We start from the raw sequence: 22,731 nt of genomic DNA, 5'->3' as shown, positions 1-22,731 counted from the left end.
TTGAGATTTGCATCTCTTTATTTATTTGACTGAAAATTCTAGTGGTTCATTCTAATCTCTCGATTCTATTACTCTTATTCTTTTGTCTCTATCTTTCGATAAAGACGGCTGTCAATTCAATATGTCTAGGAACGTGTTCTTCTTGTTTTTCTCTTCTCGTTTAACGCGCTTGGCGTGTTTCTCGAAGCGGGTGCAAAAGTACAACTTCTTTTTAATCTCGCAAGAATTTTTTAAAGTTTTTTTTTCGAAGAATTTCTCCCCCTCTTTCTCTAAAAATCCTTACCAATCTCCCAAATAACTTAACCCTTTTGCGGGGTGCAAATGTAACATCCATTTCTTAATCTCACAAACTTTTTTAAACCTTTTTTTAAAGAAATAATTCTTCTCTTTGATTTAATGTTTGTCAGTATATAGTAGAACGTCTGCGTCGTTGCGGGTGCAAAAGTAGCTACTTTATTCGTTTTAACAATAGATTTTGCAAACTATTTTAAAACTATTTTTTAATCAACTGAAAACATGCAATTTAAAAAACAAAAAGTTTAAAGTTTAAAAAAAAGAACCAAATCAAATTAAAGCGGAACCACTTTGAGATGGCAAATAAACCATAAACACAGCTCCATTACCTAAAGAACTTTTTGCGGTAATATACCCATTATGCGTTTGAACTATTTTTTTACATAAAGCCAAACCTACACCAGAGCCTACATATTCATTCTGACTATGCAACCTTGTAAAAATATTAAATATCTTTTCAGAGTATTCTTGATGAAAACCAATTCCATTATCAACAAAAACAAACTTAAAGTACGTTGAATCCCCTAAATTAACATCCTTAACATCTTTTTCTACAGAAATAGTAATAAGTAGCTTTCTATCTGGAGAAGAATATTTAAGAGAATTCAAAAGGATATTTGAAATAAGTTGCTTAATAAGAAAAGGAACAGCATATACAGAAGGTAAATCAGAAGTAATAATTTCAGCATCTGCATCAACTATACTTTCTTTTATATCTAAAATAACTTCTTTTACAATCTGATTCATATCAATCAGCTCAAATGCTTTAGCTGAATTTTTAACTTTTGTATATTTAAGTATATCCGCTAATAGATTTTGCATCCGCATAGCTGACTTATTCATCTTATGCAAAGAAACAATCATATTTTCACTCATATTGTCTTTTTCTTTAAACAAAACCATAGAGGAAATAATTTGTATTTTTCGCAAAGGCTCCTGAAGATCATGTGTACTAATCCAATTTATATTCTGCAGCTCCTCATTACTCTCTTTTAACTTTTCACTTAATTTGCGATATTTAATTTCTTCATCACTCAACAACATAAGGTTAATTTGCTTTTGTAGAGCATGTGCATATTTTGCCGCAGCATTAAGTTCAGGATGCAACCACGGAGTACTTTTATTTTTATTAACCTGTTTCCATTTTGCAAAAGAATTTCTTGGATGCAATCCGTTTTCATCTTTAACAATTGCTTTAGTAGGATCTCCACCCCAATTCACTTCTGTTATAGTCTCCGTCCTGTACCAAATAATAGAATTATTTTTACCTAACGAATAATAAATAACTCCAGAAACTTTATCCCAGACAGATTTCATAGCTGGAACAAAATCAACAATCTTCTCTGTAACAAAACTACCTTCATTAGAATACTCAGAAAGCCAACTTGACAAAGACGGAATAATATTTCCAGGCGGAGTTACTCCATTTTTATACACCTCCCCATTTATATATAGCGAAACTCCTGAAGCATTACAAAGCTTAAGCAATTCTGGATTAACGCTAATAATTTTAAAAGACTCCATAATAGGAGGCAAATCAAAACCTGTAACTTTCTCCAGAGCATTATTTGTTTTTCTAGAAACCTCATATTCCTCATTTGACTGCCTCACATCTATTTGAGAAGTAATAAACTGCCCCTGAAGCTGTGCAGCTAGTCTTATTTCTGGAGTGAGATTTTTTGACGAATAATGATGACATGCTATTAACCCCCAAAGTTTTCCTTGATGTATCAGCGAAATAGTTAATGTTGCACCAACACCCATGTTTTTCAAATACTCAACATGTATAGGCGAAGTACTCCTTAAAACAGACAAACTCAAATCTAAGTTTTTATTACCATCATCATCTATTGTATATATAGGTACGGGTGTATAATCTATATCAGTGATCAACCTTAACACATTACGCATATACAATTCTCTTGCCTGCACGGGAATATCTGTATGTGGATAATGCAAGCCCAAAAACGGTTCTAAATCTTCACGACAACATTCCGCATACACCTCACCATTATATTCTTTATCAAAACGATAAACCATTACACGATCATATCCCGTTAATGACCTTGTCTCTTTAGCAACCATCTGACAAAGACTTTTAAGCGACTGTGTAGTATTCATGTAGTTTATAAACTGAAGTGTTTGATTATAAACATCTGTAATCTCCTCTACTCCAACCTTAGAAGGTTCCGCTTCAAACACATAATAATCATTACTCTGATGAAAAAAACATTGAAAAATCTTCTTTTCCAATTCCATCTTCACCTGAAGCACATTTTCCTTTAGCGAAGAATCCTTGATTATACTAAAATTTTCACTACCAAAAACATCCTTGAAATCTTTACCTAAAACTTCCGTATGCCTAAAAGACAGGAATTCAGAAATGTTTTCACTACAAAAAACAATCTTAAATTCTTTTGTCAAACCAATCAACAAACCATGAGGCTGAATACTTCCTGGAATATGTATTGGCTCATTTTCACAATTGATGAGATTTACAATATCCCTATTTACAATGTCTCTTATCTTCATCTATTACCTCTTTCAAATTGCTCACGAATAATTTCAAAAGCAAAATTAGCCCCTTCAATAATTGCATTACTGCAATCATGATCTTGCTCATATTGAACCATTTCCGAAAGAAAACTTTTCCACAATGAACCAGTATTTTCCTTATAGCCAGAAAAATATTTAGCACCACGTTCTGCATTAAAACCTAATTGTTTTTCAATATTTTTCAAAATAACTCTACCTCCAAGCGAAGAACCTTCTAAAACATAAAGAATCCCCAATGCAAATGGAACTTCAAAATCAGCATCGAATGCTGTAGCTTCATTTAGTACTGAAAAACCCAACACCTCTAAATCATCTTGTATCCAACTCAACTTTTTTCTTTGATCAATATCTGAAATAAAATTTGAAATCACAGGATACACTTTTGCCTCAACATCTCTAATTACACACTCCATAACCAACAAATATTCGGCATATTTTTGAACTGTGATTTGTGGCGAAACAACTATCTGAGACAGAGGCACTGATTCTAATTGTTTATGAAGAGGTGAAGTAGACAACCTAAGCTTATCTAAAAAAGAGACTTGAGAAACGGTTTCGTTATGAGAATTTATCATTAAAATAGTATTGATACTGTTTGCCACCAAAGCATTGATGCCAATGTAAAGATTATATTGAACTTCGTAATTTTTCAAAATTAATCAAATTACTTTAGAAATTCCACACAATTACCACACACCCTATTTTATTTTAAAAAACCGTTAGTATCTTCAAAAAATTATCCAGAACCTATTATTGAAGTTATTCTAAATCATTTATCTTTGCAGTCCATAAAATTTAAGGAATGATAAAGATTACTTTGCCCGATGGGTCAGTTAGAGAGTTTGCAAAAAGCACAACTCCGATGGATGTTGCTAAAAACATTAGCGAAGGATTTGCTAGAAATGTGATTTCGGCTTCTTTTAATGGTATAACTATAGAAACAGTAACTCCTTTAACGACGGACGGCAGTCTTACATTATACACATGGAATGATTTAGAAGGCAAAAAAGCTTTTTGGCACTCTACTTCTCACGTAATGGCACAAGTTCTTGAAGAAATGTACCCAGGAATTAAATTAACTCTTGGTCCAGCTATTGCAAATGGTTTTTATTACGATGTGGATTTTGAAGATCAAAAAATCACTGAAGCTGATTTCAAGAAAATCGAAGACCGTGTTTTAGAAATCTCGAGAGGAAAACACGAATTCAAACTTCGCCCTGTTACTAAAGCAGAAGCTTTAGAATTATACAAAGACAATGTATACAAAACAGAATTGATTTCGAATCTAGAAGACGGAACAATCACATTTTGTGATCACGATACTTTTACCGACTTATGTCGTGGAGGTCATATTCCAAACACTGGACTTATTAAAGCAATGAAAGTAATGAGTGTTGCTGGTGCTTACTGGAGAGGTGATGAAAAAAACAAACAGTTGACTCGTGTTTACGGAACTTCTTTCCCAAAACAAAAAGACTTAACAGAGTACCTTTTACTTCTTGAAGAAGCAAAACGTCGCGATCACCGTAAACTTGGAAAAGAATTGGAATTATTTGCTTTTTCTCAAAAAGTGGGTCAAGGTTTACCATTATGGTTACCAAAAGGAGCTGCTTTAAGAGATCGATTAGAACAATTTTTGAAAAAAGCTCAGAAAAAAGCTGGTTACGAGCAAGTAGTTACTCCACATATTGGTCAAAAAGAATTATACGTAACTTCTGGTCATTATGCGAAATATGGTGCTGATAGTTTTCAACCAATAAATACTCCAGCTGAAGGTGAAGAGTTTTTATTGAAACCTATGAACTGTCCTCACCACTGCGAAATCTACAATGTAAGACCTTGGTCATACAAAGATTTACCGAAGCGTTATGCTGAATTTGGAACAGTTTATAGATATGAACAGTCTGGAGAATTACATGGTTTGACTCGTGTAAGAGGATTTACTCAGGATGATGCACATATTTTTTGTACTCCAGAACAATTAGATGAAGAGTTTAAAAAAGTAATAGACCTGGTTCTTTATGTATTTGGTTCATTAGGTTTCGAAAATTTTACTGCTCAAATTTCATTAAGAGATAAAGAGAACAGAGATAAATATATTGGTACAGATGAAAATTGGGAAAAAGCTGAAAATGCAATTATCAATGCTGCCGCTGACAAAGGTTTAAACACTGTTGTAGAATATGGTGAAGCTGCTTTCTACGGACCAAAATTAGACTTCATGGTAAAAGATGCGTTGGGAAGACAATGGCAACTAGGAACAATCCAAGTTGATTATAACTTACCTGAGCGTTTCGAATTAACATATAAAGGATCAGACAACGAATTGCATCGTCCAGTGATGATTCATAGAGCTCCTTTTGGGTCTATGGAACGTTTTATAGCTATCTTACTGGAACATACAGCAGGAAATTTCCCGCTTTGGCTGATGCCAGAACAGGCTATTATATTGTCTTTGAGCGAGAAATATGAAAATTATGCTAAAAAAGTTTTAGATTTGCTAGAAAATCACGAAATTCGCGGGCTAATTGACAACAGAAATGAGACAATTGGTAAGAAAATTAGGGATGCCGAGATGCAAAAAATCCCGTTCATGCTAATTGTAGGTGAAGAAGAGGAGAAAAATGGAACTATTTCTATCCGTCGTCATGGTCAAGAAGGAAAAGGAAACGTTACCGTAACAATAGAAGAATTTGCTTCGATTGTTACCGAAGAAATAAACAAAACATTAAAAGTATTTACAGTTTAACTTAAATTTTAAAGTCATAGCAATAAGAAGCAACAGAGGTTACCAACCTCGCGTAGAAAAAAAAGATGCACACAGGATAAACAATCTTATTCGTGGAGTGCAAGAAGTAAGGCTTGTAGGTGAAAACATTGAGCCTGGAGTTTTTAAACTTTCCGAAGCATTAAGACTAGCGGACGAGTTTGAACTAGATTTAGTTGAAATTTCACCAAATGCAGATCCACCGGTTTGTAAAATCATGGACTACAAAAAGTTTGTCTATGAGCAAAAGAAACGTGAAAAAGTTCTAAAAGCAAAATCTTCACAGGTTGTTGTTAAAGAAATCCGTTTTGGCCCTCAAACTGATGAGCATGATTATGAGTTTAAAAGAAAAAACGCTGAAAAATTCTTAAAAGAAGGTGCTAAATTAAAAGCATTTGTTTTCTTTAAAGGGCGTTCTATTATTTATAAAGATCAAGGTCAAATCTTATTATTAAGATTAGCTACAGATTTAGAAGAATTTGGTAAAGTAGAAGCTATGCCTGTTCTTGAAGGAAAGAGAATGATTATGTTCATTGCTCCAAAGAAAAAGAAATAGTATTCAGTTTGCAAAACGCAGATTGCAGAAAACATAATGAGTTAGTAAAAGCAATATTAGCTTAGCCAGCTCACAAAGATAAGTAAGTAGGAATAAATTAAAACACTAGGAAAAAATGCCTAAAATGAAAACCAAATCTAGCGCCAAGAAACGTTTTAAAGTTACTGGTTCTGGAAAGATTAAAAGAAAACACGCTTTTAAAAGTCACATCTTGACTAAAAAATCTAAGAAACGTAAATTAGCTTTGACACACTCAGCGCTAGTTCACTCTACAGATATGAAAAGCATCAAACAACAATTAAGAATTATATAATTGTTAATCGTTAAAAGTTGTTTGTTATGAGTATTAAAACTTACAACTTCTAACCTCTAACTTTTTTATTCTTTAGGTTAAAAACAATTTCAATAACCTTGGAGTATGGCCTTAAGTTCTCTTGATTAAATTCGGGACGCCTGCTACAAAAAAACAATAAAATTATGCCAAGATCGGTAAATTCAGTTGCTAAAAGAGCAAGAAGAAAAAAAATAATGAAGCAAGCCAAAGGTTTCTTTGGTAGACGTAAAAACGTTTGGACAGTTGCAAAGAATGCGGTAGAAAAAGCAATGTGCTATGCATACCGTGATAGAAAAGTGAACAAAAGAAATTTCCGTGCTTTATGGATTCAACGTATCAACGCTGGAGCTCGTTTAGAAGGAATGTCTTATTCACAATTCATGGGGAAAGTTAAAGCTAACGGAATCGAATTGAACAGAAAAGTTCTTGCTGATTTAGCTATGAACCACCCAGAAGCTTTCAAAGCTGTACTTAATAAAGTAAAATAAACGTTTTATCAACTCAATTTAGAATTACTTACTTATAGAAAAACCTCATTCTTTCGAATGAGGTTTTTTGTTTTTCGAAAAATTCAGAAAACCTCTCACAATTAACTTTGCCAGATTTTTAGTTATACAGAAAAATAGTATTTTAGTAAAATGATTTTTCGAAAAATAATTCTCAAAACAATAACTCTATTATTGTTAATCTTATCCTTTTATTCTTGTCATAAAAAGGAAGACGTTGTTTTAAAAGACAACACATACAATACAAAACAAGTTAATCAATACTATAAACTTGCCAACGATTATTACGATAATTCTAAATACGACAGCGCCTTTTACTACGCCAACAAGACAAAACTAATAATCAGTCCTGAAAAGGAATTTAGAAAGTATTCTATTTCAATGTTTATTTTGACAATGGCTCAGCAACTACAAGGAGATTATGCTGGTGCTGAAAGTTCCATTGTAGAAACAATATCCATTATTGAAAAAGTTAAAAGTGACAAGCAAAAACACAAATTTCACAACATATTGGCTTTCAACTATGCTTGCCAAGGAAATTATGACGAAGCCCTCTATTATTATAAAAAAGCATCTACATTTAATGTTGATAAAAGACGTAAATTATTAAGCATACTCAACATTGGTCATACTTACAAACAAAAAAAAGAATATAAAAAAGCTATTGAAATTTTACTTCCATTACTTGATGAAAAAGAAATAAAACAAAACAAATATTACACCTCTGGGATATTAAATGACCTAGGTTATAGTTACTTTAAAATTGGTAACCCAAATGCTATTAAATATCTCAATAAATCATTAAAGCTTAATTCTAATATGGATTCAACAGCTGATAATGATTATGATTTAACAGCTAATTATCATAACCTAAATCAATATTATTCAAAAAAAGACGAAAAAAAAGCAACTAAATATGCCTATTTACTTTATCAAAAAGCAACAGAGTATAACAACCCTGACGATCGCTTACTAGGATTAAGTTTATTAATCAAACACAACACTGGAGAAGAATTAAAAAAACTCTCTCTTAAATACATCCATCTTAACGACAGTATTACTAAAGTTAGGCAAAAAGCAAAAAACTATTTCGCGAAATTGAAATACGATTCTAAAAAAGAAAAAGAAGAAAATCAGAAATTGAAAGCCGAAAAAGAATTACGACAGGAATTAGAAAAAAACAAAAACATAATAACTGTCTTTACAATAGTAATCTTAATTATTATTTTGGGATTTATCTACTACTATCTAATTGAGAAAAACAAAAAAGAAAAACTTCAAACAGCTTACAATACTGAAATTAGGATTGCAAAAAAATTACATGATGAATTAGCTAATGATATTTTTCAAACAATTAATTTTGCTGAAACTCAGGATTTATCTTCTACCAATAATACCGAAAAATTACTCGGGAATTTAGACAGTATTTATTTGACAGCAAGAAATATTTCGAGAGAAAACAGCCTAATTGAAACAGGAAATCTTTTTGAGGCCAACTTAAAAGAAATGATTTATAGTTTTAAAAATCATTCTGTAAATGTTATGATCAATGGTTTAGACAATATTGATTGGTCAAGCATAACTAATTTTAAAAAAATCACAATCTATAGGGTGCTGCAAGAATTATTAGTGAATATGAAAAAACACAGTAAATGTAACTTAGCTATTGTTTCATTTAAAAAGCAAGAAAACAATCTTCTTTTAAATTATTTTGACAACGGAATCGGGATTAATCTTGAAACAAATATTAAAAAAAATGGACTTCAAAATGTAGAAAACAGAATTACAGCTATCAATGGAAACTTTACTTTTGATAGCAAAACAAATAAAGGCGTTAAAATAAATATGATTATTCCAATATAAATAAGTTAGTATGTTTAAAAAAGTATTAATTGCCGAGGACTTAGATTCTATTAGTCAAACCATCATACAAACCTTAGAAAACTTATCTATAACTGATATTCAGCATGTAAAATATTGTGATGACGCCATGCTCAAAATAAAAAAATCTTTGGCAGAAAACGAACCATTTGACTTATTAATAAGTGACTTGTCTTTTAAACAAGATCATAGAGAAAGCAAACTTGTCAATGGTGAAGAATTGATTGCTGCTGTAAAAAAAATACAACCTACAATTAAGACAATCGTATTTTCTATTGAAGACAAATCTTTTAAAATAAACTCATTATTCAATAATTTAGAAATTGATGCGTATGTAATAAAAGGAAGAAATAGTATTAAAGAATTAGAAAAAGCGATACAAAGCATTTATAATGGCAACAGTAGAATTCTATTACCTGAAACAAATATCAATACAATAACCGAAAAATCAATAATAGAAATAGAAGCTTATGATATATCGTTATTAAAATTATTATCGAAAGGGTTAATTATAAACGAAATCGCATCCGAGTTTAAAAAATCAGGAATACTCCCAAATGGGAATAGTAGTATTGAAAAACGACTCAACAAACTCAAAACCTACTTTAAAGCAAACAACAATGTACATCTTATTGCTCTAGCAAAAGATATGGGATTAATCTAAATTAATCTCATACTAACTAGTTACATTACATAATTTCGTTCCAAAAAAAGCAGTTCATTTACGGTTTTCCGTAAAAAAAATATTTTTATTAGTTATAAATTTGGGTTTTAAACTATTTTTTAAACTCACTAATAATAAAATTACATAGTTAAAAAACAAATCATTCAACTATGAGAACTCAAATAAACATTCTTTACCAGTGTATTATCATAGGATTATTAATAAATTCAACGTCCTGTATCAATAAAGAAAAAGACAAAAAAGAATTAAAAAAAGAGAGCAAAAAACAAGAAAACCCTAAAAAATCGACAATTAATAATTCAAACGAGTTTTACTACTATTCTTCAACAAATAACAAAAAATACAATCATCAAGTTAAAGGAACAGATGAAAATGAAAAAAATGTGAATGGAGTTATTAATCTTGAAGACGAAATAGGAATTGGAGTTTTAAAAGGAAACGACAATACAGAAATCGAAATTATTAGCGAGCATATTAATTCTAATGGAATAATGGCAACCGATATTAATGGTGTCAAATATAAACTAAAAGTTGATTAAGTTTTTTGCTTTTTCTTTTTGGCAGCAGGAAACAAAACATTATTCAAAATCAATCGATATCCTGGTGAATTAGGATGTAAATCCAGTACGGTTGGAGCATCGCCAACTTTATGTTGGTAATCTTCAGGATCATGACCTCCATAAAAACAAAACATTCCTTTTCCTTTTTGCCCATGAATGTATCTTGCTTCACCATTTAACTCACAGCTTCCTAAAGTTATAATATTTGATTTCACTAATTTGGCATCAAAAGCGGTGGTTTGCCCCATAAATCCTTTTACAAGTTGGGTATGATTTTGACAAAGCATAGAAGGAATCGGATCCCATTTAGCCGAAAATTCCATCAGAGTAAAATAATCTTTCTCCATAGGAACTATTCGTTTTTCGGTCATATCAATATCTGAAAACTCATATTTTTCTGGTCTGCGTTCTAATGTAAAATCTTTAAATGCAAAAGAATTAGTATAATTCAATTTGGATTGATAATTAGCCTCACTTGGATCGCCGTCAAACATTGGTTCACAAATATCAACTCCATCAGCAGATAAGGCAATATCAAAACTATCTGTTGCTGAACACATGGCAAACATAAATCCGCCACCCACAACAAAATCTCTAATTTTCTTGGCTACAGCACCTTTTTCTTGAGAAACTTTAGCATAACCTAATTTAGCAGCAAGATTTTCAGCATCTTTTTTTTGTTCTATGTACCAAGGTACATTTCGATACGAACTATAAAACTTACCATATTGTCCAGTAAAATCTTCATGATGCAAATGCAACCAATCGTAAAGAACCAATTGATCGCTTAAAACTTCTTCATCATAAATTGCAGTAAAGGGAATTTCGGCATAAGTTAAGACCAAAGTCACAGCATCATCCCAAGGTTTCTTCCCTTTTGGAGTATACACCGCTATTTTTGGTGCTTTTTCCAGAATTACATTTTCCATATTTTGGGATGGACTTGCAATTTCGTTTAAAATAGATTGCTCTTCATTATTAGAAAGTATTTCGAAACTAACTCCTCTAATCTGACATTCTTTTCTAATTTCAGTTGCATCAGGTAATAAAAATGAACCTCCGCGATAATTAAGCAACCAGCTTGCCTTGTATTTTTTATCTAAACACCAATAGGTAATTCCGTAAGCTTTAAGATGATTTTGCTGCGAAGTTTCATCCATTGGCAACAAAATAAAAGAAGCCTTTACTGAAAAAGAGAGTAAGACAATAATAAGAAAAGCTATTTTTTTAAAAACCATTAGAGTGTTTTATTTCAAATATAAAGCTTTTATCTTAAAACGGCATATCATCATCGTCGTCATCATTCAAATTACTTCCAAATGCTTCATGAGGAGAAGGTAGATTTTTAGTAATAAAAGCATTTTCATCCTGATTCATTGATGAAGGTAAATCTGCATCATAACCTCCGCTATAATCATCTAAGTTATCAAACTTCCCTAAATGACCTATGAATTTCAAACGAACATTTTCAATTCCACCATTACGGTGTTTTGCAATCATAATTTCGGCTTGTCCTGCTGTAGGAGCTGCTTCATCATCATCCCATTCATCAATTTTGTAGTATTCAGGACGATATAAAAACGATACAATATCGGCATCCTGCTCAATCGCTCCCGATTCACGAAGGTCAGAAAGTAAAGGTCTTTTACTGGATCCACGGGTTTCAACGGCACGCGATAACTGAGAAAGTGCAATTACCGGAATATTTAATTCTTTCGCTAAAGCTTTTAAATTTCGGGAAATAGTAGAAATCTCTTGTTCACGATTTCCTCCACCTTTTCCATTTCCTCCGGCTGTCATTAACTGCAAATAATCAATAATGATAATCTTTATACCATGTTGTGAATGCAAACGTCTTGCTTTTGCTCTTAAATCAAATATCGAAAGTGAAGGCGTGTCATCAATAAACAGAGGTGCTTTTTCTAAATCTTTCACCTTAGTACTCAACATTGTCCATTCGTGTGGTTCTAATTTACCAGTTCTTAATTTCTCTGATGACAAGCCTGTTTCAGACGAAATCAAACGGGTAATTAACTGTACTGATGCCATCTCTAGTGAAAATACAGCTACTCCGTGTCCGTAATTAATTGCCATATTTCTAGCCATTGACAATACAAAAGCTGTTTTTCCCATCGCCGGACGTGCTGCAATGATAATTAAATCACTTGGCTGCCACCCTGAAGTCAATTTATCTAAATTAGTAAATCCAGTCTCAACACCACTTAAACCTTCTTTTTTACTAATTTCTTCAATTTTCTTCTTAGCTTGTAATACTAAACTTTGCGCTGTTTCCGAACTACGTTTGATATTTCCCTGGGTAACTTCGTAAAGTTTAGATTCTGCTTTGTCTAATAAATCAAAAACATCGGTAGTTTCATCATAAGAATCTTCGATAATTTCAGAAGAAATTCGAATTAAACTACGTTGAATGAATTTTTGAAGAATAATCCTCGAGTGAAATTCAATATGCGCAGATGATGATATTTTTTGCGTTAGCTGAATTAAATAAAAATCGCCTCCTGCTAACTCTAATTTTGCATTTTTTTTCAACTGTGCTGAGACAGTCAATAAATCGATAGGTTGGGTTTCTGTAAACAATTGAACAATTGCTTCAAAAATATGTTTATGGGCTTCTTTATAAAATGCGTCTGGCTGTAGGATATCAATAACATCATCAACTCCTTTTTTATCAATCATCATCGCCCCAAGCACAGCTTCTTCTAAATCAAGAGCTTGCGGAGGAAGCTTTCCTTTTTCTAAGTTTATAATAGTCGTTTTATCCACCTTAACAGGCTTAACATTCTTGAAATTTTCCATACTACGAAAGTAACATATTTTTTAAAAAAAATGCAGTTTAGTTATTACAACAATATGTTTATAACTGTACTTTTTTTGTTTATAACCCAAAAAAAATCCGTCTCGTTCTAGGTTTTAGCACGAGACGGATTATATCTTAAAAAAGGATTATTATTCTTTAAATTCTCCCATTTTAGTGTATTTATCCATTCTTTGAGCAATTAAGTCAGCTGTTGATAAAACTTTCAATTCGTTATATCCTTTTAGGATATATTCTTCAACTGTTTTAAAAGTAGTTTCTCTGTCGTAATGTGCTCCACCTAGAGGTTCTGGAATAATATCATCTATTAATTCTTGCTTTTTCATATCGGCAGAAGTCAGCTTCAATGCATCAGCAGCTTTCTCTTTATATTCCCAACTTTTCCATAAAATAGAAGAACAGGATTCAGGAGAAATAACCGAATACCAAGTATTTTCAAGCATATAAACACGGTCTCCTACTCCAATTCCTAATGCTCCTCCCGAAGCACCTTCACCTACAATAATGGTAATAATAGGCACTTTAAGCAAAACCATTTCATAAATATTTCTGGCAATAGCTTCACCTTGTCCACGCTCTTCAGCTTCTAAACCTGGATAAGCTCCCGGAGTATCGATTAAAGTAATTACAGGAATTCCAAATTTCTCCGCCATTTTCATCAATCGCAAAGCTTTACGATATCCTTCAGGATTTGCCATCCCAAAATTTCTATATTGACGTGTTTTAGTATTGTATCCTTTTTGCTGACCAATAATCATAAAAGACTGACCACCAATTTTCCCTAAACCACCTATCATGGCTTTGTCATCCTTAAATCCTCTATCTCCGTGAAGTTCTAAAAAAGTTTCTCCACAAAGTCCTCTAACGTGATCTAAAGTATAAGGTCGGCTTGGATGCCTTGATAATTGCACACGTTGCCAAGCAGAAAGATTTTCATAAATATTCTTCTTAGTTTCAATCAGTTTTTCATTGATTTTAGTACAAGTAGCTGTAACATCAACATCTGATTCTTCTCCAATAACCTGACATTTGTTTAACTGGTCTTCAAGTTCTTTTATTGGAAGCTCAAAATCTAAATATTCCATAGGATTTGTGCGTTATTATTTTATTTGGAAGTGCAAATATAAAATTTTAAATCATTTACACCCGCTTATTTTTTATTTTAGTCTTACTTGGCAAAGATACAATCTATAATACAATTCTTTTACAAAGTGCATTAAAAACCTCATCTTACTGAAAATCAAACCAAAAAACTATTCTTATTCGAACCTATTTTTCAATTTGATAATTGAATCCATTCTATAAAATCGATATCTAACTAACATTAGTTGCTTTTATTTTATTGTTTCGTCGGTGTTTTAAAATTCCGTTTAGAATCACTGTCAATATTATAATCACAGCACCTACATAAAACGAAGCACTCATTTTTTCTTTTTCTCCAATAATAAAATAGGCCAAAACAATTCCGTAAACGGGTTCCAGATTCGTTGTTAGCATTACAGTGTAAGGACTCAATTGTTTCATCACTTTTACCGATGCCGTAAAAGCATAAGCAGTACAAACAGAAGACAAAACAAGAAGTAAAACCCAATCATTGAAAGAAACCGTAAAAAATTCGATTGTAAATTTATTTTGCACAATGAAATAACAACTTATAAATAACACTCCTGCCAGAAACTCATAAAAAGTAATCACTGCCGAATCGTGTTTCTGAATTAATTTTCCATTAAATAATGTAAACAAAACGCCTAATATTATGGAGACGAAAGCAAATAACATTCCTTCAAAGTAAGCCACCTCAACCTGCATGATTATTGCTAATGCGACAATGATGATTAGTCCAAAGAATACTTCGTACCAAAGGACTTTTCGACCATAAAATAACGGTTCCAATAAGGAAGCTAAAAAAGCGCCCAATGAAAAAACGGACAACGTAATAGAAACATTAGAAATATGAATGGCATGAAAGAAAAAAATCCAGTGCAGTGCGATTAATAAACCTACTAAGGTTAGCTTAAGCAAAGAATCTCCAGCAATACGGAAAGATCTCTTAGAAAAGAAAATATAAAATGCTAAAAACAAAGCCGCAAAAAGCATTCGATACCAAACAATTACATCGGCTGCAATCGTGATCAAAGCACCTAAAATGGCGGTAAATCCCCAAATAAAAACAATTAAATGAAGATGTAAGTAACTTTTAAGTCTAGCGTTTGGCATTGCGTAATAAATATACAGCCAGAATTCCAAAAATAATATTAGAAAACCAAACTGCTATAAAAGGAGAAAAAGTAGATTTTTCGGCCAGTACTCCAAAAATCTTATCAAAAAACACAAATCCAAAGGCTACGGCGATTCCTATGGTTAAATTCATTCCCATTCCACCTCTTCGTTTCATAGAAGAAACTGCTACGGCAATAATTGTCAGGATAAATGCCGAAACAGGAACACTGAATTTTTTATATAAAACCACCATGTAAGTGTTAATATTAGAAGAACCACGCTTTTTTTCCTTATCAATAAAATCAATCAATTCATTAAGTCGTAAGGTCTCAGCTATATAAACTACGGGAGTTAAATCTTCGAGTTCAAATTTAAATTTTACATTTTTTTCAGGTAAAATTTCAATCTTATCGCCTAATTTCCCAACGGTTCTTTTAGAGTAATCATATAATGTGTAAGTACTGTCTTTTTCATTCCATTTAATCCTACTAGCTGTAATTTTAGAAACCATTTTTTCTTTGTTAAATCGTTCCAAAGAAAAATTAAAAGCCATTTTAGAAGCGGCATTAAAATTACTTACATAAAGAAATTCATGGTCATTCAGTTGTCTGTAAACATCGGTATTATCACCCGTCATTTGTTCCCTTCCTCCCGATTTTAAATAGGTATATCTGAAATTATTAAATCCTTCACTGGCTCTGGGAACTACATAAAATCCCATTAATAAAACCCCTATAGAAACTATTGTAGCACCAATGATAAAAGGTCGTAAAAAACGTGTAAATGAGATTCCAGAACTCAAAATAGCAATAATTTCGGTGTTGTTAGCTAATTTTGATGTAAACCAAATGATAGATAAAAACAAAAATATTGGAAATAAGGCATTTGCAAAATAAATAGTAAAATGATAGTAATAGGTCGCAATTTCAATAAACGGCACCTTATTTTCGATCATTTTATTAATCTTCTCCGAAACATCAATTATAATCCCAATTGGGATAAACATCAACAACATAGCCCCAAAAGTGGCTAAATATCTTTTCAGGATATATTTATCTAATATTGTTAACATATTTTAAAGTTAGAAGTTATGAGCCGGGAGCTGGGAGTTAAGAAATGGAAGCTAAAAAACTTTCTACTTCTAACTCCCAACTTCCATCTTTTTTTTACAACCGTTGGTTCATATTTTTTACCATCATTTCTTTCCATGATCTAAAATCTCCCGCAATAATATGTTTTCTGGCTTCACGCACTAACCACATATAAAAACCAAGATTATGAATCGTAGCGATTTGCTTTCCTAAATATTCATTGGCAGCAAAAAGATGACGCAAATACGCTTTTGAATATTCTGTATCCACAAATGTAATTCCCATTTCGTCAATTGGCGAAAAATCGTCTTCCCATTTTTTATTTTTGATATTGATAGTACCATTAGCCGTAAACAACATTCCGTTTCTCGCATTACGAGTTGGCATCACACAATCAAACATATCAATTCCTAATGCTATATTTTCCAAAATATTAATAGGCGTTCCTACTCCCATTAAATACCTTGGTTTATCTTCTGGTAAAATTTCAGTAACGACCTCAGTCATCGCATACATTTCCTCTGCAGGTTCACCAACAGATAATCCTCCAATAGCATTTCCTACCTGGTTCGAATTCGCAATATATTCCGCCGATTGACGTCTTAAATCTTTATACGTACTTCCCTGAACAATAGGAAAAAAAGCCTGATCGTAACCGTATTTTACTGGTACTTTATCCAAATGATTGATACAACGATCCAACCAACGATGGGTCATGTGCATCGAACGTTGTGCATATCTGTAATCGCAAGGATAAGGCGTACATTCGTCAAAAGCCATAATAATATCGGCTCCTATGGTACGTTGAATTTCCATTACACTTTCTGGCGAAAAGAAATGATAAGAACCATCAATATGCGATTTGAACTTTACTCCTTCTTCCTTAATTTTTCTATTATTCGAAAGAGAATACACCTGATAACCTCCCGAATCAGTCAAAATATTACGATCCCAATTCATAAATTTATGCAAACCACCAGCTGCTTCTAAAATTTTTGTTTGCGGACGCAAATACAAATGATAGGTATTTCCAAGAATAATATCAGGATTAATATCGTTTTTTAATTCTCTTTGATGCACTCCTTTTACCGAGGCAACAGTGCCTACAGGCATAAAAATAGGCGTTTCAATTACACCGTGATCTGTGGTAATGCTCCCCGCTCTAGCTTTAGAAAGTGGGTCTTTTTGTAATAAATCAAACTTCATACTAAGGTTTTTCTTCCGATTGTTCGGCTGGCAAAGATAGTTTAATTTAGAAAATGTTACTCAGTTTTTAACAGCAAAGTAAGAACGTTACCTTTTAAAATTTTTAGCCACGGATTATCCAAATAAACAAAAATTACGAGCTATTTTTAACCATTAAGGAATTAAGTTGTATTAAGTCATAAAAATATATTGTTTCACTATTTACACTTATATGAACTTAATTTTTTTTAAAACTTATGTGACTTATGTGGTTAAAAAACTAAATCACCTTAACTGCTTAATGGTTAAATTTTACTGTGTTAATATTTGTAACTTTGTATTACTAATGATTTTACTTCAAATACAATGAAACTCAACATCCAAGATACTTTCAACAAAGAATTACCAGCCGACCCAATTACAGAAAACTACGTAAGACAGGTTGAAAATGCTTGTTTTTCATTTGTAACACCAAAACAAACAGCAAATCCTCAAATTCTACATGTTTCGCCAGAAATGTTAGAAAACTTAGGATTATCAGAAACCGATGCGAAATCTGACGAATTCAAAAATGTCTTCACTGGAAACGAAATTTTACCAAATACCCAGCCTTATGCTATGTGTTATGGCGGACATCAATTTGGAAACTGGGCAGGACAACTCGGAGATGGACGCGCTATCAATTTAACCGAAATCGTTCATAATAATCAGCGTTGGGCAATCCAACTTAAAGGCGCCGGAAAAACACCATATTCCAGAACCGCCGATGGATTAGCGGTTTTGCGTTCTTCCATTCGGGAATATTTATGTAGTGAAGCCATGTTTCACCTTGGCGTACCTACTACCCGCGCCTTATCTTTAGCCTTATCGGGAGACGAAGTTTTAAGAGACGTACTTTACAATGGCAATCCTGCATACGAAAAAGGAGCTATTGTCAGCCGAATTGCGCCTAGCTTTTTACGTTTTGGAAATTACCAAATCCTTGCTGTTCGCAATGATATTGAAACACTAAAAAAATTAGTTGACTACACCATCAAACATTTTTATCCTGAATTAGGTACGCTTTCTAAAGAAAGTTATCTTCAGTTTTTTAAAAAAGTTGCGGAAAACAGTCTGGAAATGGTCATTCACTGGCAACGTGTAGGTTTTGTACACGGAGTAATGAATACTGATAATATGTCCATCTTGGGATTAACTATTGATTACGGTCCTTACGGTTGGCTAGAAGGTTATGATTATGGCTGGACTCCCAATACGACCGATTCGCAACACAAACGTTACCGTTACGGAAACCAACCCAATATAGTGCTTTGGAATTTATACCAACTGGCCAATGCTTTATTTCCGTTAATCGGAGAAGCAGAAAAATTAGAAACTGTTTTAGCCGATTTTGGTACTGCTTTCGAAAGTAAATATTTGAACATGATGCGTTCTAAAATTGGTCTTTTCACCGAAAACGAAAACGATCAAACTTTAGTTCAGGAATTAGAAAATAATTTACATTTAACAGAAACTGACATGACGATTTTCTATAGAAACTTAAGCCATTTTCAAAAAGAAAATCCAGAACAAGGCATTTCGATTATTCAGGATGCTTTCTATACATCAATCGAAGAATTCCCCAAAATAACCGAAGCCTGGACAAAATGGTTTGAAAAATACAGTTCCCGTTTGCAATTGGAAAAAGAATCAAATGTTGAACACATTGAAAAAATGAATGCCATCAATCCTAAATATGTATTGCGCAATTATATGGCACAACTCGCCATCGATGCTGCTGATAAAGGAGATTACAGCCTTATTGATGAACTTTTCAACTTACTCAAAAATCCATATTCTGAACAAAAAGATCAAGAAAAATGGTTCGCCAAACGCCCTGATTGGGCAAGAAACAAAGTAGGTTGTTCTATGTTGTCGTGTAGTTCTTAGTTATTTAATCTGACCAAAATTTATCAAATTTATTTTTATTAGCATTTAACAGCAACATGAAATATACCTTATTAATAGTTCCCGGATTAGGCGATTCGACAACAGGACATTGGCAAGACAATTGGTTACAACATTTCCCAAATACAAAAAAAGTAGTTCAGGACAATTGGAACCAACCACAATTGCAGGATTGGTTAAGCAATCTGGATGCAACTATTAAAACTATTGAAACACCCATTGTTATTGTGGCTCACAGTCTGGCAGTTTCTTTAGTGACGCATTGGTCACAGCAAAATGACACTAGCAAAATTGCTGGCGCTTTACTGGTTGCTCCCGCCGATGTAGAATCATCAGAACACACACCTGAAGAAATTTGGAACTTCGCTCCTATTCCCTTGAATCAATTAAAATATCCATCTATTGTTATCACAAGCAGCAACGATCCTTATATTTCAGTTGAAAGAGCCGAATTTTTAGCCCAAAAATGGGGAAGTCGTTTTTATAATGTGGGTCCGAAAGGACATCTTAACTTTGCATCCCAATTGGGATTTTGGGAAGAAGGACAAGAAATTCTTAAGTTTTTACTTCTATCAATTAAAGAAAATCAATAGCTAAAAAAAATTTAAACCTCACTTATTGCTTTAGTAAGTAAATTCATTATGTTTGTATAACTTATAAAAACTTTACTGTTAAAAGTTATACTTATGGAAATTATAGAAAATCTAGACCCTTTGCTAAAAACCTTTTGGTACGTTGCTATCCCCACTACCTTAATTTTTACTGTACAGGCAATAATGACTTTTTTAGGTGTTGATTCAACTGACGGACTTCAAGCTGATTTTGACAGCAATCTTGAGGGTGGCGACACAACTTTTCAATTGTTTTCACTACGAAATCTTATCAATTTTTTATTAGGTTTTAGTTGGACAGGAATTTCATTCTACAATACTATTAGTAATCCTATTTTATTGATTGTTATTTCAGTAATCGTAGGATGCTTGTTTGTGTTTTTATTTTTTATCATTATTAGACAAGTTCAAAAACTAGAAGAAGACAATACTTTTAAACTTCAAAATACATTAAACAAATCTGCAGAAGTGTATTTGACTATTCCTCAAAGCAAAGCAGGAAAAGGAAAAATCATGATTAGCATTAATGGTGCATTCCATGAATTAGAAGCTATGACAGAACATCATGAAAAAATAATTTCAGGAAGCCTCGTAAAAATCATAAAAATAGAAAACAACAATATCATAATCGTACAACCCATTTAAAACCAATCCATGACACCAGTAATAATTATTGTAGTAGCCGCAATTGTATTTTTTGTAAGTATCTCAGCCTTAATTTCAAGATACAAAAGATGTCCTTCAGACAAAATATTAGTAATCTACGGAAGAACAGGAGGAACTTCGGCAAAATGTGTCCACGGTGGTGGTTCTTTTATTTGGCCCGTAATTCAGGATTATGCTTTTCTTGATTTGAAGCCTTTATCCATTGAAGCCAACTTAACTAATGCTTTAAGTAGACAAAACATTCGAGTAGATGTTCCGTGTCGTTTTACTATTGCTATTTCGACCGAAACCGATAGTATGAATACCGCAGCGGAAAGATTATTAGGATTAACATCAGAACAAATTCAGGAATTAGCTAAAGATATTTTATTTGGTCAATTGCGTTTGGTAATTGCTACAATGACTATTGAAGAAATCAATTCGGATCGTGATAAATTTTTAGATAATATTTCTAAAAATGTGGACAGCGAATTGAGAAAAATTGGTCTTAAATTAATCAACGTAAACGTAACCGATATTAAAGACGAATCGGGTTATATTGAAGCTCTAGGAAAAGAAGCTGCCGCAAAAGCCATCAACGAAGCCAAAATCAGTGTTGCCGAACAAGAAAAAATTGGTGAAACTGGAAAAGCTTTGGCTGACAGAGAAAAAGACACTCAAATTGCCGAAACTCACAGAGATCGAGATGTAAAAATTGCTATTACACAAAAAGACCGTGAAATTAGTATTGCTTCTGCGACGAAAGATGAGGCGATTGGAAAAGCCGAAGCACAAAGAGATACCAGAGTAAAAACTTCGGAAGCGAATGCTATCGCGATTCAGGGAGAAAACGAAGCTAAAATTGCGATTGCTAATTCGGAAGCTTTACGTAGAGAAAAAGAAGCAGAATCATTGCGTATTGCTATTACAGCGGAGAAAGTACAACAAGCGAAAGCTTTAGAAGAATCGTATGTTGCAGAGCAAAAAGCAGAGTTAGCTCGTTCCGAAAGAGAACGTTCTACACAAATTGCCAACATTGTAATTCCTGCTGAAATAGCAAAACAAAGAGCCATCATTGAAGCGCAAGCAGCAGCCGAAACGATTAGAGAAAATGCTAAAGGAGAGGCGGATGCTATTTTTGCAAAAATGGAAGCTGAAGCAAACGGACTTTATGAAATTCTAACCAAACAAGCAGAAGGTTACAAACAAGTTGTTGCCGCTGCTGGTGGCGATCCAACGCAAGCTTTCCAATTGTTATTAATCGAAAAATTACCTGAATTAGTAAAAACGCAAGTTGAAGCGGTTAAAAACATCAAAATTGATAAAATCACAGTTTGGGATTCAGGAAACAACACCGATGGAAATGGTTCTACAGCCAATTTTGTCTCTGGAATGATGAAAACGGTACCGCCTTTGAATGATTTATTTAATATGGCTGGTCTCAATTTACCGAATTATTTAAAAGGCGAAAATCAAATTGAGGCTACTATTTCAAATCCTCAAACGCCTACTGAAGACGATAAATAAAATGACTTTATTTTCAGATAAATAATTCTGATATTTTCAAAAAGCCCTTATTTTGGGCTTTTTTTGTTACTATAACGTTTGATAATAAACAATTCTAAAAATCATTTGTCTTACGGGAAAATAAAATTTACATTTGCAACAGTTTAACTTTTACAATCAAAATGAAACCTAACACTCAACAATTAAACGATTTAATTATCCAAGTAAGAAGAGACATCCTTCGAATGGTTCACGCTGTTAATTCAGGTCATCCAGGAGGTTCTCTAGGTTGTACTGAATTTTTAGTAGCCTTATATCAAAATATAATGGACCGCAAAGAAGGTTTTGACATGGACGGAATTGGTGAAGATTTATTCTTCCTATCCAACGGACACATATCTCCAGTTTTCTATAGCGTTTTAGCTAGAAGCGGGTATTTTCCAGTTTCTGAATTAGCTAGTTTCCGTTTATTAAACTCAAGATTACAAGGACATCCAACAACTCATGACAACTTGCCAGGAGTACGCATTGCATCTGGTTCTTTAGGTCAA

19 protein-coding genes and 1 pseudogene are annotated in these 22,731 nt (G+C 32.8%); 12 read left to right on the top strand and 8 right to left on the bottom strand.

Annotated features, from left to right (window positions below; all coding sequences use genetic code 11):
• Positions 1–564 precede the first annotated feature (564 nt).
• Entirely contained in the window at positions 565–2,826 is a 2,262-nt protein-coding gene (locus AAGV33_RS15775; protein WP_373393292.1) for an ATP-binding protein, read from the bottom strand.
• Positions 2,823–3,503, bottom strand: a complete 681-nt coding sequence (locus tag AAGV33_RS15770) for a biliverdin-producing heme oxygenase (protein WP_373393290.1) — start codon at positions 3,501–3,503, stop codon at positions 2,823–2,825. The genes AAGV33_RS15775 and AAGV33_RS15770 overlap by 4 nt, the downstream gene beginning before the upstream one ends.
• Before the next feature lie 149 nt (positions 3,504–3,652).
• Here AAGV33_RS15770 and thrS point away from each other — a divergent pair, with 149 nt between their 5' ends.
• The 7 genes from thrS to AAGV33_RS15735 all read left to right on the top strand — a co-directional run bounded on the left by thrS (position 3,653) and on the right by AAGV33_RS15735 (position 10,118).
• The gene (thrS, locus tag AAGV33_RS15765) at positions 3,653–5,599 is read left to right on the top strand and encodes a threonine--tRNA ligase (protein WP_373393289.1); all 1,947 of its coding nucleotides are present in this window, start codon (positions 3,653–3,655) and stop codon (positions 5,597–5,599) included.
• Between the two features lie 16 nt (positions 5,600–5,615).
• Positions 5,616–6,173 (top strand): translation initiation factor IF-3, encoded by a 558-nt coding sequence (infC, locus tag AAGV33_RS15760; protein WP_373393294.1) that lies wholly within the window; start codon positions 5,616–5,618, stop codon positions 6,171–6,173.
• A 115-nt stretch (positions 6,174–6,288) separates the two neighbouring features.
• Positions 6,289–6,486: a 50S ribosomal protein L35 gene (gene rpmI, locus AAGV33_RS15755; protein WP_007810722.1), complete on the top strand. Its 198-nt coding sequence runs from the start codon at positions 6,289–6,291 to the stop codon at positions 6,484–6,486.
• 164 nt (positions 6,487–6,650) lie between these two features.
• The gene (gene rplT, locus AAGV33_RS15750) at positions 6,651–6,995 is read left to right on the top strand and encodes a 50S ribosomal protein L20 (RefSeq protein ID WP_035633036.1); all 345 of its coding nucleotides are present in this window, start codon (positions 6,651–6,653) and stop codon (positions 6,993–6,995) included.
• A gap of 192 nt (positions 6,996–7,187) precedes the next feature.
• On the top strand, positions 7,188–8,876 hold the full coding sequence (locus AAGV33_RS15745) for a tetratricopeptide repeat-containing sensor histidine kinase (RefSeq protein WP_373393286.1): 1,689 nt from the start codon (positions 7,188–7,190) through the stop codon (positions 8,874–8,876).
• 10 nt (positions 8,877–8,886) lie between these two features.
• Positions 8,887–9,558, top strand: coding sequence for a response regulator (locus AAGV33_RS15740; protein ID WP_373393285.1), 672 nt, complete (start codon positions 8,887–8,889; stop codon positions 9,556–9,558).
• Between the two features lie 170 nt (positions 9,559–9,728).
• Entirely contained in the window at positions 9,729–10,118 is a 390-nt protein-coding gene (locus tag AAGV33_RS15735) for a hypothetical protein (RefSeq protein WP_373393284.1), read from the top strand.
• Here AAGV33_RS15735 and AAGV33_RS15730 read toward each other — a convergent pair.
• From AAGV33_RS15730 to tgt, 6 genes are all read right to left on the bottom strand, one after another.
• Positions 10,115–11,377: an asparagine synthetase B gene (locus tag AAGV33_RS15730; protein WP_373393283.1), complete on the bottom strand. Its 1,263-nt coding sequence runs from the start codon at positions 11,375–11,377 to the stop codon at positions 10,115–10,117. The two genes, AAGV33_RS15735 and AAGV33_RS15730, sit on opposite strands and share 4 nt — an antisense overlap.
• Before the next feature lie 34 nt (positions 11,378–11,411).
• Positions 11,412–12,956 (bottom strand): replicative DNA helicase, encoded by a 1,545-nt coding sequence (gene dnaB, locus AAGV33_RS15725; protein WP_373393282.1) that lies wholly within the window; start codon positions 12,954–12,956, stop codon positions 11,412–11,414.
• Between the two features lie 150 nt (positions 12,957–13,106).
• A complete protein-coding gene (locus AAGV33_RS15720; RefSeq protein ID WP_373393281.1) occupies positions 13,107–14,060 on the bottom strand; it encodes an acetyl-CoA carboxylase carboxyltransferase subunit alpha in 954 nt (317 codons plus the stop codon).
• 229 nt (positions 14,061–14,289) lie between these two features.
• Positions 14,290–15,192, bottom strand: a complete 903-nt coding sequence (locus AAGV33_RS15715) for a DMT family transporter (protein ID WP_373393280.1) — start codon at positions 15,190–15,192, stop codon at positions 14,290–14,292.
• Positions 15,179–16,267, bottom strand: coding sequence for an LptF/LptG family permease (locus tag AAGV33_RS15710; protein WP_373393278.1), 1,089 nt, complete (start codon positions 16,265–16,267; stop codon positions 15,179–15,181). The genes AAGV33_RS15715 and AAGV33_RS15710 overlap by 14 nt, the downstream gene beginning before the upstream one ends.
• Positions 16,268–16,361: 94 nt before the next feature.
• Entirely contained in the window at positions 16,362–17,492 is a 1,131-nt protein-coding gene (tgt, locus tag AAGV33_RS15705) for a tRNA guanosine(34) transglycosylase Tgt (RefSeq protein ID WP_373393277.1), read from the bottom strand.
• A 345-nt stretch (positions 17,493–17,837) separates the two neighbouring features.
• On the opposite strand from tgt, the gene AAGV33_RS15700 reads away from it, so the two are divergent.
• The 5 genes and pseudogenes from AAGV33_RS15700 to AAGV33_RS15680 form a co-directional block, all read left to right on the top strand.
• Complete coding sequence (locus AAGV33_RS15700; RefSeq protein WP_373393275.1) at positions 17,838–19,400, top strand: protein adenylyltransferase SelO; 1,563 nt, start codon at positions 17,838–17,840, stop codon at positions 19,398–19,400.
• Between the two features lie 56 nt (positions 19,401–19,456).
• A complete protein-coding gene (locus tag AAGV33_RS15695) occupies positions 19,457–20,011 on the top strand; it encodes an RBBP9/YdeN family alpha/beta hydrolase (RefSeq protein WP_373393273.1) in 555 nt (184 codons plus the stop codon).
• Positions 20,012–20,104: 93 nt separating this feature from the next.
• Positions 20,105–20,674 carry a serine protease gene (locus AAGV33_RS15690; RefSeq protein WP_373393272.1) on the top strand — a complete coding sequence of 190 codons (570 nt, stop codon included), beginning with the start codon at positions 20,105–20,107 and terminating at the stop codon, positions 20,672–20,674.
• A gap of 9 nt (positions 20,675–20,683) precedes the next feature.
• The gene (locus AAGV33_RS15685; RefSeq protein ID WP_373393271.1) at positions 20,684–22,201 is read left to right on the top strand and encodes a flotillin family protein; all 1,518 of its coding nucleotides are present in this window, start codon (positions 20,684–20,686) and stop codon (positions 22,199–22,201) included.
• 161 nt (positions 22,202–22,362) lie between these two features.
• Positions 22,363–22,731 (top strand): annotated as a pseudogene (locus AAGV33_RS15680) (transketolase); the annotation flags it as partial.

Origin of the sequence: Flavobacterium magnesitis, from assembly GCF_041729735.1 — a bacterium.
GTDB classification, from domain to species: Bacteria; Bacteroidota; Bacteroidia; order Flavobacteriales; family Flavobacteriaceae; genus Flavobacterium; species Flavobacterium magnesitis.
This window is presented reverse-complemented; position numbering and strand designations above follow the sequence as displayed.